The sequence below is a fragment of the Rhizobacter sp. Root404 genome (assembly GCF_001425865.1).
Lineage (GTDB): Bacteria > Pseudomonadota > Gammaproteobacteria > Burkholderiales > Burkholderiaceae_C > LMDS01.
This window is the reverse complement of sequence record NZ_LMDS01000004.1, coordinates 192903-206752: the sequence shown is the minus strand read 5'-3', so window position 1 is coordinate 206752 and position 13850 is coordinate 192903. Positions and strand designations below refer to the sequence as shown.

Sequence of the window (13850 nt, the reverse complement as noted above, 5' to 3'; positions counted from 1 at the left end):
GCGCTCAGGCCGCCAGCAGCTGCCGCAGCACGAACGGCAGGATGCCGCCGTGCTTGTAGTAGTCGACCTCGATCGGCGTGTCGATGCGCAGGATCAGCGGCACCTTGCGGGCGACGCCGTCGCTGTGGATCACCAGCGTGGCCTGCTGCTGCGGCGCGATCTCGTCGGCGAGCTGGATGTCGAAGCGTTCGTCTCCGCGGATGCCGAGCGACTCCCACGAATCGTTGCCGATGAACTGCAGCGGCAGCACGCCCATGCCGACCAGGTTGCTGCGGTGGATGCGCTCGAAGCTGCGCGCGATCACGGCCTTCACGCCCAGCAGCTGCGATCCCTTGGCCGCCCAGTCGCGGCTCGAGCCGGTGCCGTATTCCTCGCCGGCGAAGATCACGGTCGGCGTGCCCTGCTCGATGTACTTCATCGCCGCGTCGTAGATGAACATCTTCTCGCCGGAGGGCTGGAACAGCGTCACGCCGCCTTCCTCGCGCGAGCCGTCGGGGCCGGGCGGGATCATCAGGTTCTTGATCCGCACGTTGGCGAAGGTGCCACGCATCATCACGTCATGGTTGCCGCGGCGCGAGCCGTAGGAGTTGAAGTCCGCCTTCTGCACGCCGTGGGCCTTGAGCCAGATGCCGGCGGGTGACGACTCCTTGATCGAGCCGGCGGGGGAGATGTGGTCGGTCGTGATCGAGTCGCCGAACAGCGCCATCGCCCGGGCGCCGCGCACGCCGGCCACCAATTGCTTCGGCTCCATCGTGAAGTCGTCGAAGAACGGCGGCCGCGCGATGTAGGTCGAGCCGGGCCAGTCGTAGACCTGGCCCTTGACGCCCTTGATCTTCTCCCACAACGCGCCCGGTTCCTTCGCGACCTTGTCGTAGTTCGCCTTGAACGCCTTCCCGTTCATGGCGTACTTCATCAGCGCATGCACCTCGTCGCTGCTGGGCCAGATGTCGCCGAGGTAGATGTCGCGCCCGCCCTTGCCCTTGCCCAGGGGCTCGGTCATCGGGTCTTTCAGCACCGTGCCGGCGATCGCGTACGCGACCACCAGCGGCGGGCTGGCGAGGAAGTTCGCCTTCAGGTTCGGGTGGATGCGCGCCTCGAAGTTGCGGTTGCCCGAGAGCACCGCCGCGCAGATCAGGTCGTTCTTGGTGATCGCGTCGTTGAACTCGGGGCGCAGGTCGCCGGCGTTGCCGATGCAGGTGGTACAGCCGTACGCGGCGACGCTGAAGCCGAGCTTCTCGAGGTAGGGCAGCAGCCCGGCCTTCTCGAGGTATTCGGTGACGATGCGCGAGCCCGGCGCGAGCGAGGTCTTGATGTGCGGCGCCACCTTCAGCCCGGCCTCGACCGCCTTCTTCGCGAGCAGCCCGGCGGCCAGCAGCACGCTCGGGTTCGAGGTGTTGGTGCACGAGGTGATCGCCGCGATCAGCACGTCGCCGTTGCCGAGGGACATGTCGCCCACCGCCGGCTGCTTCGACGCGGCCTCCGACTGCGCGGCCGCCAACGTCGGCCGGTTGCCGACCATCTCGACGACCTGGCGCGGCGCGCCCGGCGGCTCGGCAAGCTTTTCGTGCGGGACCTTCTCGGCCGCGTCCTCGGCCCGCACCACGTGGCGCGTGAGCAGGTGCGCGGCCGGCTGGTTGAAGCCGTTCTCGGCCGGCGGCTTGCTGAACAGCGAGGCGAACTGCGACTTGACGTTGCCGAGCTCGATCCGGTCCTGCGGGCGTTTCGGACCGGCCAGGCTCGGTGTCACGCTGCCCAGATCGAGCGTGACGACGCGGGTGTAGTCGACCTCGCCGGCGCGCGGCGCGCCGAACAGGCCCTGCGCCTTGAAGTAGGCCTCGAAGGCCTCGATCTCGGCGGTGGTGCGGCCGGTGCCGCGGAAGTATTCGATCGTCTTCTCGTCGACCGGGAAGAAACCCATCGTCGCGCCGTATTCGGGCGCCATGTTGCCGATGGTCGCGCGATCCGGCAGCGCCAGGCCGGAGGTGCCTTCGCCGAAGAACTCGACGAACTTGCCGACGACCTTCTCGCGGCGCAGGATCTCGGTGACGGTGAGCACCAGGTCGGTCGCGGTCACGCCTTCGCGCAGGCGCCCGGTGAACTCGAAGCCGACCACGTCCGGCGTCAGGAAGTAGACCGGCTGGCCCAGCATGCCGGCCTCGGCCTCGATGCCGCCGACGCCCCAGCCGACCACGCCGATGCCGTTGATCATCGTCGTGTGGCTGTCGGTGCCGACCAGCGAGTCGGGGTAGTAGACGCCGTCGGCCGTCTTGTGCACGCCGCGGGCGAGGTACTCGAGGTTCACCTGGTGCACGATGCCGAAGCCCGGCGGCACGACGCCGAAGGTGTCGAAGGCCTGCATGCCCCACTTCATGAACTGGTAGCGCTCCTCGTTGCGCTTGAACTCCAGCTTCATGTTCAGGTCGAGCGCGCTCTGTCCACCCTTTTGCTTGCCGTAGTGGTCGATCATGATCGAGTGGTCGACAACGAGATCGACCGGCACCAGCGGCTCGATCGTCTTCGGGTTCTTGCCCATCGCCGCGGCGACGTTGCGCATCGCGGCCAGGTCGGCCAGCAGCGGCACGCCGGTGAAGTCCTGCAGCACGACGCGGGCGACGACGAACGGGATCTCGTTGGTGCGCTCGGCGTTCGGCTGCCAGTTCGCGAGTTCGGCGACGTGCTCCTTCGTCACCTTGACCCCGTCGCAGTTGCGCAGCACCGATTCGAGGACGATGCGGATCGACACCGGCAGCCGGCTCACGGTCGGGAACTGCTTCGCCAGTGCAGGCAGCGAATAGAGCTGGCCGGACCTGCCGGAGGCGGTGCGGAACGATTTGCGCGTGCCGGCGAAGGCATGCGCGGCGGGTTTGGCGGTCCTGGCGGTCGAAGAATTCTTGGTCTTGGGCATGGCGGGAACCTCGTCGAAAAACGCCGGCTGGGCTGAACGAACCATTGTGTCAGCAGACGGTGACGCGCGCTCCTTCAGCGCGGGGCGAGCTCGTCGATCTGCGCGAGCACCCGATCGAGTGCGACCGCGACGTGCTCCATCTCGCCCAGCGCCGGCTGGGCCTGGCGCGCGACCAGCGCGGTATGCAGTGCCTGCGCCGCCGCGAGCAGCGCGTGGGCGCCGAGCGTGCCGGCCAGCCCTTTCATGTCGTGCGAGCGGCGCAGCGCGTCGCTCCAGCGCTGCTCGGCCAGGGCTGCGCCGACCTCGGCCACGAAATTGGCCTCGGCGTCGCGAAAGCCCTCGAGTAAACGCCGGTAAAGATCGTCGTTGCCCATGCAGAACGCGCGGCCCGCGGCGACGTCGATCGGGGTGTCGTCCGGCAGCTCGACCGGCGCGGCCGACGCGGTCTTGCCATCGCCGGCCGGCGCACCCGGGACCGCGATCCACTGCGCCATCGTGCGCAGCATCGATTCGACATGGATCGGCTTCGTGATGTGGGCGTTCATGCCACTGGCGAGTGCACGTTCCCGATCCTCGGTCAGTGCGCTCGCGGTCATCGCGATCACCGGCAGCTTCTGCCACTCGGGCCGTGCGCGCAGTTCGCGGGTCGCGGTGTAGCCGTCCATCACCGGCATCTGGCAGTCCATCAGCACACCGTCGAACGGGCCCTCGGTCGCGAGCTTGTCCAGGGCCTCGCGGCCGTCCTTGGCGACGACCACCTCCATCCCGGCGCGCCGCAGCAGTTCGCAGGCGAGCTGCTGGTTCAGCGGGTGGTCCTCGGCCAGCAGCACGCGGGCACCGGCCAGGCGCTGGCGCACCGCGAGCGACAGCGGCGGCGTGCCGGTCGCGCGGCGCGCGATCACCGGCGGCGGCTCCTGCCGGCGCGCCTGGACGAGCGCGTCGTGCAGGCTGGATGGCGTCACCGGCTTGTGCAGCACGCCTGCCAGCGGCAGGCCTGCGCAGGCCCGCACGGCGTCGTCGCGAGCGAACGCGGTCACCAGCAGGATGCAGGGATGGAGCTGCGGGTGGCGCGCCAGAATCCGCCGCGCGCACTCGACGCCGTCGATGCCGGGCATCTTCCAGTCGATCAGGAACCAGGTGTAGTCGGCCGGTCGCTCGGCGAGCATGGCCAGCGCCTCCTCGCCGCTCTGTGCGCGATCGACCACCACGCCGAGCGCCTCCAGCATCCCGCCGAGCACGTCGAGGGCGGCGGCGCTGTCGTCGACGAGCAGCGCGCGGCGGCCGCGCAGTTCGTTGGCCATCCAGGCGCGCGCCGGCGCCCGCGGCGCGCTGCGGCCGAAGCGCGCGGTGAAATGGAAGGTGGACCCCACACCCGGCGTGCTCTCCACCCACATGCGCCCGCCCATGCGCTCGACCAGCTGGCGGCTGATCACGAGGCCCAGGCCGGTGCCGCCGAAGCGGCGCGTCGTCGAGCTGTCGGCCTGCACGAAGGGCTGGAACAGCCGCGAGATCTCCTCGGCGGACAGCCCGACGCCGGTATCGCGCACCCAGCCGTGCATCTCGATCACGTCGGCGTCCTGGTGGGTCACTTCCATGCCGACCGTGACGTCACCGGCGTCGGTGAACTTGATCGCATTGCTGCCGAGGTTGACGAGCACCTGGCGAAGGCGCGTCGGGTCGCCGATCAGCCGGCGCGGCAGATCGGGCGCAGCGGTGAACAGCAGTTCCAGCCCTTTCTCGTCCGCCTTGAGGCCGAGCACGTCGGCCATTTCGCCGACGACCGATTCGAGCTCGAAGTCGATGCGCTCAAGCGCCATCTGCCCGGCCTCGATCTTCGACACGTCGAGGATGTCGTTCAGGATCTGCAGCAGGTTGCGGGCCGAGCTGTGCGCCTTCTCGACATAGTCTTGCTGCTTGTCCGGCAGGCCGTCCTCGAGCGCGAGGTGGGTCATCCCGATGATCGCGTTCATCGGCGTGCGCAGCTCGTGCGACATGTTGGCGAGGAAGCTCGACTTGGTCTGGCTCGCCGCCTCGGCGGCGGCACGGGCGCGCTCGGTCGCGGCCTGCAGCTGCTTGCGTGCGGTGATGTCCTGGATCACCGCGCAGAACTCCGGTGTGCCGGCCCATTCGAGTGCGATCACGTTCACGTCGGCGTCGAACTCGGTGCCGTTCAGGCGCCGGAAGCGCCACTCGAAGCTGTGCACGCGGTCGCCGCGCGCGGTGTGCGCGCGCAGGTCGGCCAGCGCGCGGTCGCGGCTCGGCTGGCCATCGGCCTGGGTGTCGGCCGACAGCCCCGGGAACCACGGCACGCGGCCGAGCAGCAACTGCGCGTCGCTCGTGCCGAACAGCTTCAGCGCGGCCGGATTGCAGTGGGTGATGCCGCGTTGCGGATCGAAGAACAGGTAGCTGGTCGGGGCGTGCTCGAACAACGCGGCGAAGCGCAGCTCGGTCTCGCGCCGCGAGGTCACGTCGAGCCAGTAGCCGTTGTAGGTCGTGCCGCCGTCGGCCTCCCCGCGCGGCGAGCTGTCGGCCAGCACCCAGCGGCCGCCGCGCTCGCCGGCCGGGTCCGCCGGGACGCGGAACTCCTGCGGCAGCGTGGGCGGCGCATCGCCGGTGCCGGCCAGGCGCCAGGGCAGCGTCGGATCACGCTCGATCTGTTCCGGCGGCACGCCGAACAGATCCTGCGCGCCGCGCCCGATGAACGCGAAGCGCGGCGCGCCGCGCGCCGGGCGGGTGTAGCGGAACACCGTCAGCGGCAGCGCCTGCGCGAGCTCGACGATGTCGCGACGCGCCTGCAACGCCGCGTCGACCGACTGCAGGCGGCGCCAGCTCAGCCAGATCAGCAGGCAGCCGACGGCCCACAGCAGCAGGCCGCCGGTCCACGCACTGTGGGTCAGGGGCGCTTCCTCGTCCAGCGGCTCGAGCACCCAGACCTTCAGCGGCGCGAGGTCGCCCAGTGCTGACGACAACGTCACGTGGCGCATGCCGGCGACCTGCGTGAACATCGGACCGTGCACGGCGTCGCCGAGTCGCCCCTGCGTCCAGTCCAGCGCCGGAGGCACGCGTTGGTAGACCTCCTGCCAGAGCGCGTCGGGGCGGGGCGGGGCGCCCGGCACGCGCTTGAGCATCAGGTCGTTGTGGTTGGACAGCACGACCACGCCGTTGATGTCGGTGACGAACACGCGCGCCCCGTCGGTGTCGCTGAGCAGGCGGTTCAGACGTTCGGTGTCCTGCTTGACGAGCGCGACGCCCACCGGCTGGCCGTCGTTCAGGACGCGGTTGGCGAAGTACATCCCCGGCACGCCGCTCGCCCGGCCGAGCAGGAACTGCACCGCTGCGCCGCTGGCCATCGCCTCGACAAAGTAGTCGCGCTTCGCGAAGTTGCCTTCGATCGCGGCGCGCGCGCTGCGTGCGCTCCCGTTGATCGCGACCAGCGTGCCGGTGCGGTCGATGAACGCGGCCAGCGGGATGCCGAAATCGGCCGCGATCCGATCGAGGGTCTGTTGCAGTTCGACCTGCTCGGAAACTGCGTTCGGCCCATGCGATCCGCCGACGAAGGCAGGCACGAGCCGGCGGTGCGACAGGTCCAGCGGCAGCGCGGCCAGTTGCCGGAAGGTGATCGACAGGGTGTCCTTCACGCCCGTCAGGCGCACGGCGGCCGTGGCGGCCGTGCGCTCGCGATGCTCGGCGAGTCGGTCCTGAAGCCACCAGTACGACATCGCGGCAATCGCCAGCGTCCACGCTCCGGTCAGGATCCAGAGATGACGCGGCCGGCGCGGGCGTCGGTCTCCTGCAGATTCACCCTGGTTGTTCGCCACCCGACTCCTCGCAGCGCGCCCGGCGTTTTGCCCGGGTCACATTTGGTTCACATTTCTAACAGAAATGCGAAGCGTCGAGCTGCATGGCTTAGGGGGTTTGATGAGGCAAATAGCGCACAGACAACACTCCGTCGATCGCGCGCAGCGAATCGAGCACCGGGTCAGCCACCGGGCTGTCCACGTCGACCAGCGTGTAGGCCATGTCGCCGCGCGACTTGTTGACCATGTTGTGGATGTTCAGGCCGGCGGTGGCCATCGCGGTCGAGATCTGCCCGAGCATGTTCGGCACGTTGGAATTGGCGATCGCGACGCGGTAGGCCGACTCGCGCGCCATGTCCACCTGCGGGAAGTTGACGGCGTTGACGACGTTGCCGTGCTCGAGAAAGTCGCGCAGCTGGTCGACGACCATGATCGCGCAGTTCTCTTCCGCCTCCGCGGTCGACGCCCCCAGGTGCGGCAGCGCGAGCACCTTCGGGTGGGCGTGCGCGGCCGCGCTCGGGAAGTCGCAGGCGTACCAGGCGAGGCGGCGCGCATCGAGCGCCTTCAGCACTGCCGCCTCGTTGACGACGCCGTCGCGCGAGAAGTTCAGCAGCACCGCGCCGGGGCGCATCAGGCTCAGGTTGTCGGCATTGACGAGGTCACGCGTCGCGTCGATCAGCGGCACGTGCAGCGTCACGAAGTCGGCGTTCTTCAGCACGTCGGCGACGCTCGCGGCTTTCCGGACCTGCGCGGGCAGGCTCCAGGCCGCGTCGACCGTGATGTGCGGGTCGAAGCCGTGGACCTCCATGCCGAGCTTGATCGCCGCATCGGCGACCAGGCAGCCCACCTTGCCCAGGCCGACGATGCCCAGCGTGTGGCCGGCCAGCTCGAAGCCGGCGAACGCCTTCTTGCCGTCCTCGACGGTCTTGTCCAGGTGGGGCGACGCGGTGTCCAGCCCCGCGACGAAGCGCAGCGCCGGTGCCAGGTTGCGCGCGGTCATCAGCATCGCCGCGAGCACCAGCTCCTTGACGGCGTTGGCGTTGGCGCCCGGCGCGTTGAACACCGGCACGCCGCGCTCGCTCATCGCCTTGACCGGGATGTTGTTGGTGCCGGCACCGGCCCGTGCGATCGCGACGACGCTGGGCGGGATCGACAGCGCATGCATGTCGGCCGAGCGCACCAGCACCGCGTCGGGCGCGGCCATGTCCTTGCCGACCGCGTACATCTCGGGCGGCAGCCGCTTCAGGCCGTTGGCCGAGACCTGGTTCAGCACCAGGACCTGGAACCTCGACGCCTCAGCCATGGCGGGCCTCGAACTCCTTCATGTAGGCGACCAGCGCCTGCACGCCTTCGATCGGCATCGCGTTGTAGATCGACGCGCGCATGCCGCCGACCGCGCGGTGGCCCTTCAGCTGCAGCATGCCCCGTTCCTCGGCGCCCTTCAGGAACGCGGCGTCGAGCGCCTCGTCCTTCAGCTTGAACGGCACGTTCATCAGCGAGCGGTCGGCGCGCTGGATCGGGCTGTTGTAGAACGACGTGGCGTCGAGGAAGTCGTAGAGCACCGCCGCCTTCTTGCGGTTGTGCGTCTCCATCGCGGTGAGGCCGCCGCGCTCCTTGATCCACCTGAACACGAGGCCGGCGATGTAGATCGCGTAGGTCGGCGGCGTGTTCAGCATCGAGTCGTTGGCGGCCTGCTCGGCGTAGTTGAAGGCCGACGGCGTGATCGGCAGCGCGCCGCCGAGCAGGTCCTCGCGCACGATGACGATCGTCAGGCCCGCCGGCCCGATGTTCTTCTGCGCGCCGCCGTAGAGCAGGCCGAACTTCGACACGTCGAGCGGGCGCGACATGATGTTGGAGGACACGTCGGCGATCAGCGGCACGTCGCCGACGTCGGGCGTGAAGTGGTACTCGACGCCGCCAATCGTCTCGTTCGCGCAGATGTGCACGTAGGCGGCGTTCGGGTCGAGCTTCCAGGTGTCGCGCGGCGGCACGCGGTCGAACTTCGTCGCTTCGGAGCTGGCGACGACGTTGATCTTGGCGTACTTGCCCGCCTCCTTGATCGACTTCTTCGACCACTCGCCGGTGTTGACGTAGTCGGCGCTGGCGCGGCCGCGCAGCATGTTCATCGGCACGATCGCGTTCTCGCCGATCGCGCCGCCCTGCATGAACAGCACCTTGTAATTGGCGGGCACGGCCAGCAGTTCGCGCAGCAGCGCTTCGCACTCGGCGTGGATCGAGATGAACTCCTTGCCGCGGTGGCTCATCTCCATCACCGACATGCCCGAGCCGTGCCAGTCGAGCATCTCGTCGGCCGCCTGGCGCAGCACGGATTCGGGCAGGGCGGCAGGGCCGGCGCTGAAGTTGAAGACACGGGTCATGGGAGCGGTTCTCCGGGGGCGGGTTGCAACGGGGCTGGCTAGCTTAGCCGAAGCGCCTGTTAGATTCCTCGCATGGCCGACACGACCTTCTTCTGGCACGACTACGAAACCTTCGGCCGCGTGCCGCGCCGCGACCGGCCGTCCCAGTTCGCCGGCGTGCGCACCGACGCCGACCTGAACGAGATCGGCGCGCCTCTGATGCAGTTCTGCCGGCCCGCGCCCGATTTCCTGCCCGAGCCGGGCGCCTGCGTGCTGACCGGCATCACGCCGCAGCAGTGCCTCGCGCAAGGCGTGCCGGAGCACCGCTTCGCCGACGCGATCGAGCAGGAGCTGGCGCGGCCCGGCACGATTGGCGTCGGCTACAACTCGATCCGCTTCGACGACGAGGTCACGCGCCACCTGTTCTGGCGCAACCTGATCGACCCGTATGCGCGCGAATGGCAGAACGAATGCGGCCGCTGGGACCTGCTCGACGTGGTGCGCACCACCTGGGCGCTGCGGCCCGAGGGCATCGAATGGCCGGTGCACGACGATGGCCGGCCGTCGTTCAAGCTCGAGCACCTGACCGCCGCGAACGGCATCGCGCACGCGGCCGCGCACGATGCGCTGTCGGACGTGCGCGCGACGATCGCGCTGGCCCGGCTGATCAAGGCGCGCCAGCCGCGGCTGTGGGACTTCTGCCTGCGGCTGCGCAGCAAGCACGAAGTCGTGCGCGAGATGGGCGTGGGCAAGCCGTTCCTGCATGTCTCGGGCATGTACGGCGTCGAGCGCGGCTGCATCGCGCCGGTCTGGCCGCTGGCGCCGCACCCGACCAACAAGAACGAGGTCATCGTGTGGGACCTGGCCTCCGCGCCGGACGAGCTCTTCACGCTCGGCGTCGACGCGATCCGCACCCGCATGTTCACGCGCAGCGACGAGCTGCCCGACGGCGTGACGCGGCTGCCGATCAAGACCATCCACATCAACAAGTCGCCGATCGTGATCGGCAACCTGAAGACGCTGAACGACGCGATGGCCGCCAAGTGGGGCCTCGACATCCCGCTGGCGCTGCACCACGCGGAATCGATCGCGGCGCAGGCGCACCTGCTGGCCGGCATGTGGCCGGCGATCTTCGAGCGCCCGGCGCGCGAGGGCACGACCGACGTCGACGAGGACCTGTACGGCGGCTTCGTCGGCAACGAGGACCGGCGCACGCTTCAGAAGCTGCGCACGCTGAACGGCGTGCAACTCGCCGAGAAGCGTCCGGCGTTCGCGGACGCGCGCCTCAACGAATTGCTGTTTCGCTACCGCGCCCGCAACTTTCCCGAGACCTTGAGCGACGCCGAGCAGACGCAGTGGACCGAGCACTGCGCGCACCGGCTGCACGACGGCGCCGGCGGCGCGCTGACGCTGCAGGCGTTCCTCGACGAGGTCGATGCGCTCGGCGAGGACGCCGACGAGCGTACGCAGGAGATCCTCGGCGCGCTGGTCGACTACGCGACCGAGATCGCGCCCGAGCGGGACTGACCCTTCAGGGCGCCGACGCGGCGCTGGCCGCCGGCATCGCAGCGGAAGCGGCCGCGGCGGGCGGCACCGGCGCGATCACCATCGGCTCGGCCTTCGGCTCGACAAGTTCCGCATCGGCCACGAGGTAGCGCTGCAGCAGCTTGTAGAAGCGGTCGTAGAAGGGCGCCGACGTGATCGTCTCGCTCGCGACCTTGACCAGCGAATCGTCGCTCGACGTGAACGGCAGCGACAACGAGCCGATCGCGCCGACGCCGACGCTCGCCGAGTTGTTGCTCTTCTTCAGCGCGTAGCGGTCCTGCAGCGCGTTGACGAAGGCCAGCGTCGCGCGACCGCCGCGCCCGTCCGGCGCACAGACGGTGTGGAACTCGAGCTGCACGTGCACCTCGGGCTCGGGCTGGAAATACTTGCGGCCATTGACGCGCTCACCGTCGGCCGCGGTGATCACGAAGCCCTGGCTGAGCAACGCGCGCCGTGCCGCCTCGCAGGTGTAGGCGGGCGCCGAGTCGAAGCGGCGCGAGTGCGTCGTCGTCGAGCCGAACGCTTCCGGCTCGAGCTTGACGCGGCCGCCGCCGAGGCTTCCGCACGACGCCAGCAGCGCGCCTGCGACCAGCGAAGAAAGCGCGGCCCCGAGGGGCCGCCACGCCTTGTGCATCACGCCCCGACGCTGGCCGCCGCGTCGGTGAACTCCTCGATCTGGTCGAAGTTCAGGTACTTGTAGACGGTGCCGCTGGCGGCGGTCAGCACGCCCATGTCGACCATGTACTCCTCGCGGGTCGGGATGCGGCCGAGCTTGGAGCAGATGGCGGCCAGCTCGGCCGAACCGAGGTAGACGTTCGAGTTCTTGCCGAGCCGGTTCGGGAAGTTGCGGGTGCTGGTGCTGAACACCGTGGCGCCTTCCTTCACCTGCGCCTGGTTGCCCATGCACAGGCTGCAGCCCGGCATCTCCATGCGCGCGCCGGCATTGCCGAGCACGCCGTAGTGGCCTTCGTCGCTGAGCTTCTTGGCGTCCATCTTGGTCGGCGGGGCGACCCACAGCTTGACCGGGATGTCGCGCTTGCCTTCGAGCAGCTTGCTGGCGGCGCGGAAGTGGCCGATGTTGGTCATGCACGAGCCGATGAACACTTCGTCGATCTTCGCGCCGGCCACGTCGGACAGGGTCTTCACGTCGTCCGGGTCGTTCGGGCAGGCGACGATCGGCTCGTGCACGTCGGCCAGGTCGATCTCGATCACGGCGGCGTACTCGGCGTCGGCATCACCCGCGAGCAGCTCGGGGTTCGCGAGCCAGGCTTCCTGCGCCTTGATGCGGCGCTCGAGCGAGCGGGCGTCCGAGTAGCCGTTCGCGATCATCCACTTCATCATCGTGATGTTGCTGTTGATGTACTCGGCGATCGGCTCCTTGTTCAGCTTGACCGTGCAGCCGGCGGCGCTGCGCTCGGCCGAGGCGTCGCTCAGCTCGAAGGCCTGTTCGACCTTCAGGTCCGGCAGGCCCTCGATCTCGAGGATGCGGCCCGAGAAGATGTTCTTCTTGCCCTTCTTCTCGACCGTCAGCAGCCCGGCCTTGATCGCGTACAGCGGGATCGCGTTGACCAGGTCGCGCAGGGTGACGCCGCGCTTTGAAGCATCCGCCATCGTGCCCTTGAAGCGCACCAGCACGCTCTCCGGCATGTCGAGCGGCATCACGCCGGTGGCGGCGGCGAACGCGACCAGGCCGGAGCCGGCCGGAAAGCTGATGCCGATCGGGAAGCGGGTGTGCGAGTCGCCGCCGGTGCCCACGGTGTCGGGCAGCAACAGGCGGTTCAGCCAGCTGTGGATCACGCCGTCACCCGGGCGCAGCGAGATGCCTCCGCGGGTGCTGATGAAGTCGGGCAGCTCGTGGTGCATCTTCACGTCGACCGGCTTCGGGTAGGCCGCGGTGTGGCAGAACGACTGCATTACCAGGTCGGCGCTGAAGCCCAGGCAGGCCAGGTCTTTCAGCTCGTCGCGGGTCATCGGGCCGGTGGTGTCCTGCGAGCCGACGCTGGTCATGCGCGGCTCGCAATACGTGCCGGGGCGCACGCCCTGCTGCTGGCCGTTCACGATCGGCAGGCCGCAGGCCTTGCCGACCATCTTCTGGCCGAGGCTGAAGCCCTTCTTGGTGTCGACCGGGTTTTGCGGCAGGCGGAAGAGGGTGCTGACCGGCAGGCCCAACGCTTCACGCGCCTTGGCCGTCAGGCCGCGGCCGATGATCAGCGGGATGCGGCCGCCGGCGCGCACCTCGTCGAACAGCACGTCGCTCTTGACGCTGAATTCGGCGATCACCTTGCCGTCCTTCAGCGCCTTGCCGTCGTAGGGGCGCAGCTCGACCACGTCGCCCATGTTCATCTGGCTCACGTCGAGCTCGATCGGCAGCGCGCCCGAGTCTTCCATCGTGTTGTAGAAGATCGGCGCGATCTTGCCGCCCAGGCAGACGCCGCCGAAGCGCTTGTTCGGCACGAACGGGATGTCTTCGCCGGTGAACCACAGGACCGAGTTGGTCGCCGACTTGCGCGACGAGCCGGTGCCGACAACGTCGCCCACGTAGGCGACGAGGTTGCCGCGTGCGCGCAGCTCCTCGATGAACTTGACCGGGCCGCGCTTGCCTTCTTCCTCCGGCACGATGCCCGGGCGCGGGTTCTTGTGCATCGCCAGCGCGTGCATCGGGATGTCGGGGCGGCTCCAGGCGTCCGGCGCGGGGGAAAGATCATCGGTGTTGATCTCGCCGGCGACCTTGAAGATGCTGACGGTGATGGACTTCGGCACTTCCGGGCGCGAGGTGAACCACTCGGCATCGGCCCAGCTCTGCAACACGGCCTTGGCGTTGGCGTTGCCCTTCTCGGCCTTCTCCTGCACGTCGTGGAACTGGTCGAACATCAGCAGCGTCTTCTTCAGGCCCTCGGCGGCGACCGCGCCGACCGAGACGTCGTCCAGCAGGTCGACCAGCGGGCTGATGTTGTAGCCGCCGAGCATCGTGCCGAGCAGCTCGGTGGCGCGCACGCGGCTGATCAGCGGCGAGATCTCGGTGCCGTGCGCGACCGCGGCGAGGTAGCTCGCCTTGACCTTGGCCGCGTCGTCGACGCCGGCCGGCACGCGGTGCGTGATCAGGTCGAGCAGCGTGGTCTCCTCGCCGGCCGGCGGGGCCTTCAGCAGCTCGATCAGTTCTCCGGTCTGCTGGGCCGACAGCGGCAGCGGCGGGATGCCGAGGGCGGCGCGTTCGGCAACGTGTTGACGGTAGGCTTGCAGCATGGG

7 protein-coding genes are annotated in these 13850 nt (G+C 69.1%); 1 reads left to right on the top strand and 6 read right to left on the bottom strand.

The features are described from left to right. Positions 1 to 4: 4 nt before the first annotated feature. The 4 genes from ASC76_RS05495 to serC form a co-directional block, all read right to left on the bottom strand. The gene (locus tag ASC76_RS05495; RefSeq protein ID WP_056463706.1) at positions 5 to 2905 is read right to left on the bottom strand and encodes an aconitate hydratase; all 2901 of its coding nucleotides are present in this window, start codon (positions 2903 to 2905) and stop codon (positions 5 to 7) included. Positions 2906 to 2979: 74 nt separating this feature from the next. Next, complete coding sequence (locus ASC76_RS05490) at positions 2980 to 6624, bottom strand: response regulator (protein ID WP_056463703.1); 3645 nt, start codon at positions 6622 to 6624, stop codon at positions 2980 to 2982. Positions 6625 to 6811: 187 nt separating this feature from the next. After that, the gene (locus tag ASC76_RS05485; protein WP_056463700.1) at positions 6812 to 8005 is read right to left on the bottom strand and encodes a phosphoglycerate dehydrogenase; all 1194 of its coding nucleotides are present in this window, start codon (positions 8003 to 8005) and stop codon (positions 6812 to 6814) included. Continuing rightward, the gene (gene serC / locus ASC76_RS05480) at positions 7998 to 9080 is read right to left on the bottom strand and encodes a 3-phosphoserine/phosphohydroxythreonine transaminase (RefSeq protein ID WP_056463697.1); all 1083 of its coding nucleotides are present in this window, start codon (positions 9078 to 9080) and stop codon (positions 7998 to 8000) included. Before serC ends, ASC76_RS05485 begins: the two co-directional genes overlap by 8 nt. A 72-nt stretch (positions 9081 to 9152) precedes the next feature. On the opposite strand from serC, the gene sbcB reads away from it, so the two are divergent. Then, positions 9153 to 10586: an exodeoxyribonuclease I gene (gene sbcB / locus ASC76_RS05475; protein WP_056463695.1), complete on the top strand. Its 1434-nt coding sequence runs from the start codon at positions 9153 to 9155 to the stop codon at positions 10584 to 10586. Positions 10587 to 10590: 4 nt separating this feature from the next. Here sbcB and ASC76_RS05470 read toward each other — a convergent pair whose 3' ends face one another. Continuing rightward, positions 10591 to 11238, bottom strand: coding sequence for a DUF2242 domain-containing protein (locus tag ASC76_RS05470; RefSeq protein ID WP_056463692.1), 648 nt, complete (start codon positions 11236 to 11238; stop codon positions 10591 to 10593). Beyond that, on the bottom strand, positions 11238 to 13847 hold the full coding sequence (locus ASC76_RS05465) for a bifunctional aconitate hydratase 2/2-methylisocitrate dehydratase (protein WP_056463690.1): 2610 nt from the start codon (positions 13845 to 13847) through the stop codon (positions 11238 to 11240). Before ASC76_RS05465 ends, ASC76_RS05470 begins: the two co-directional genes overlap by 1 nt. Between the last annotated feature and the right edge of the window lie 3 nt (positions 13848 to 13850).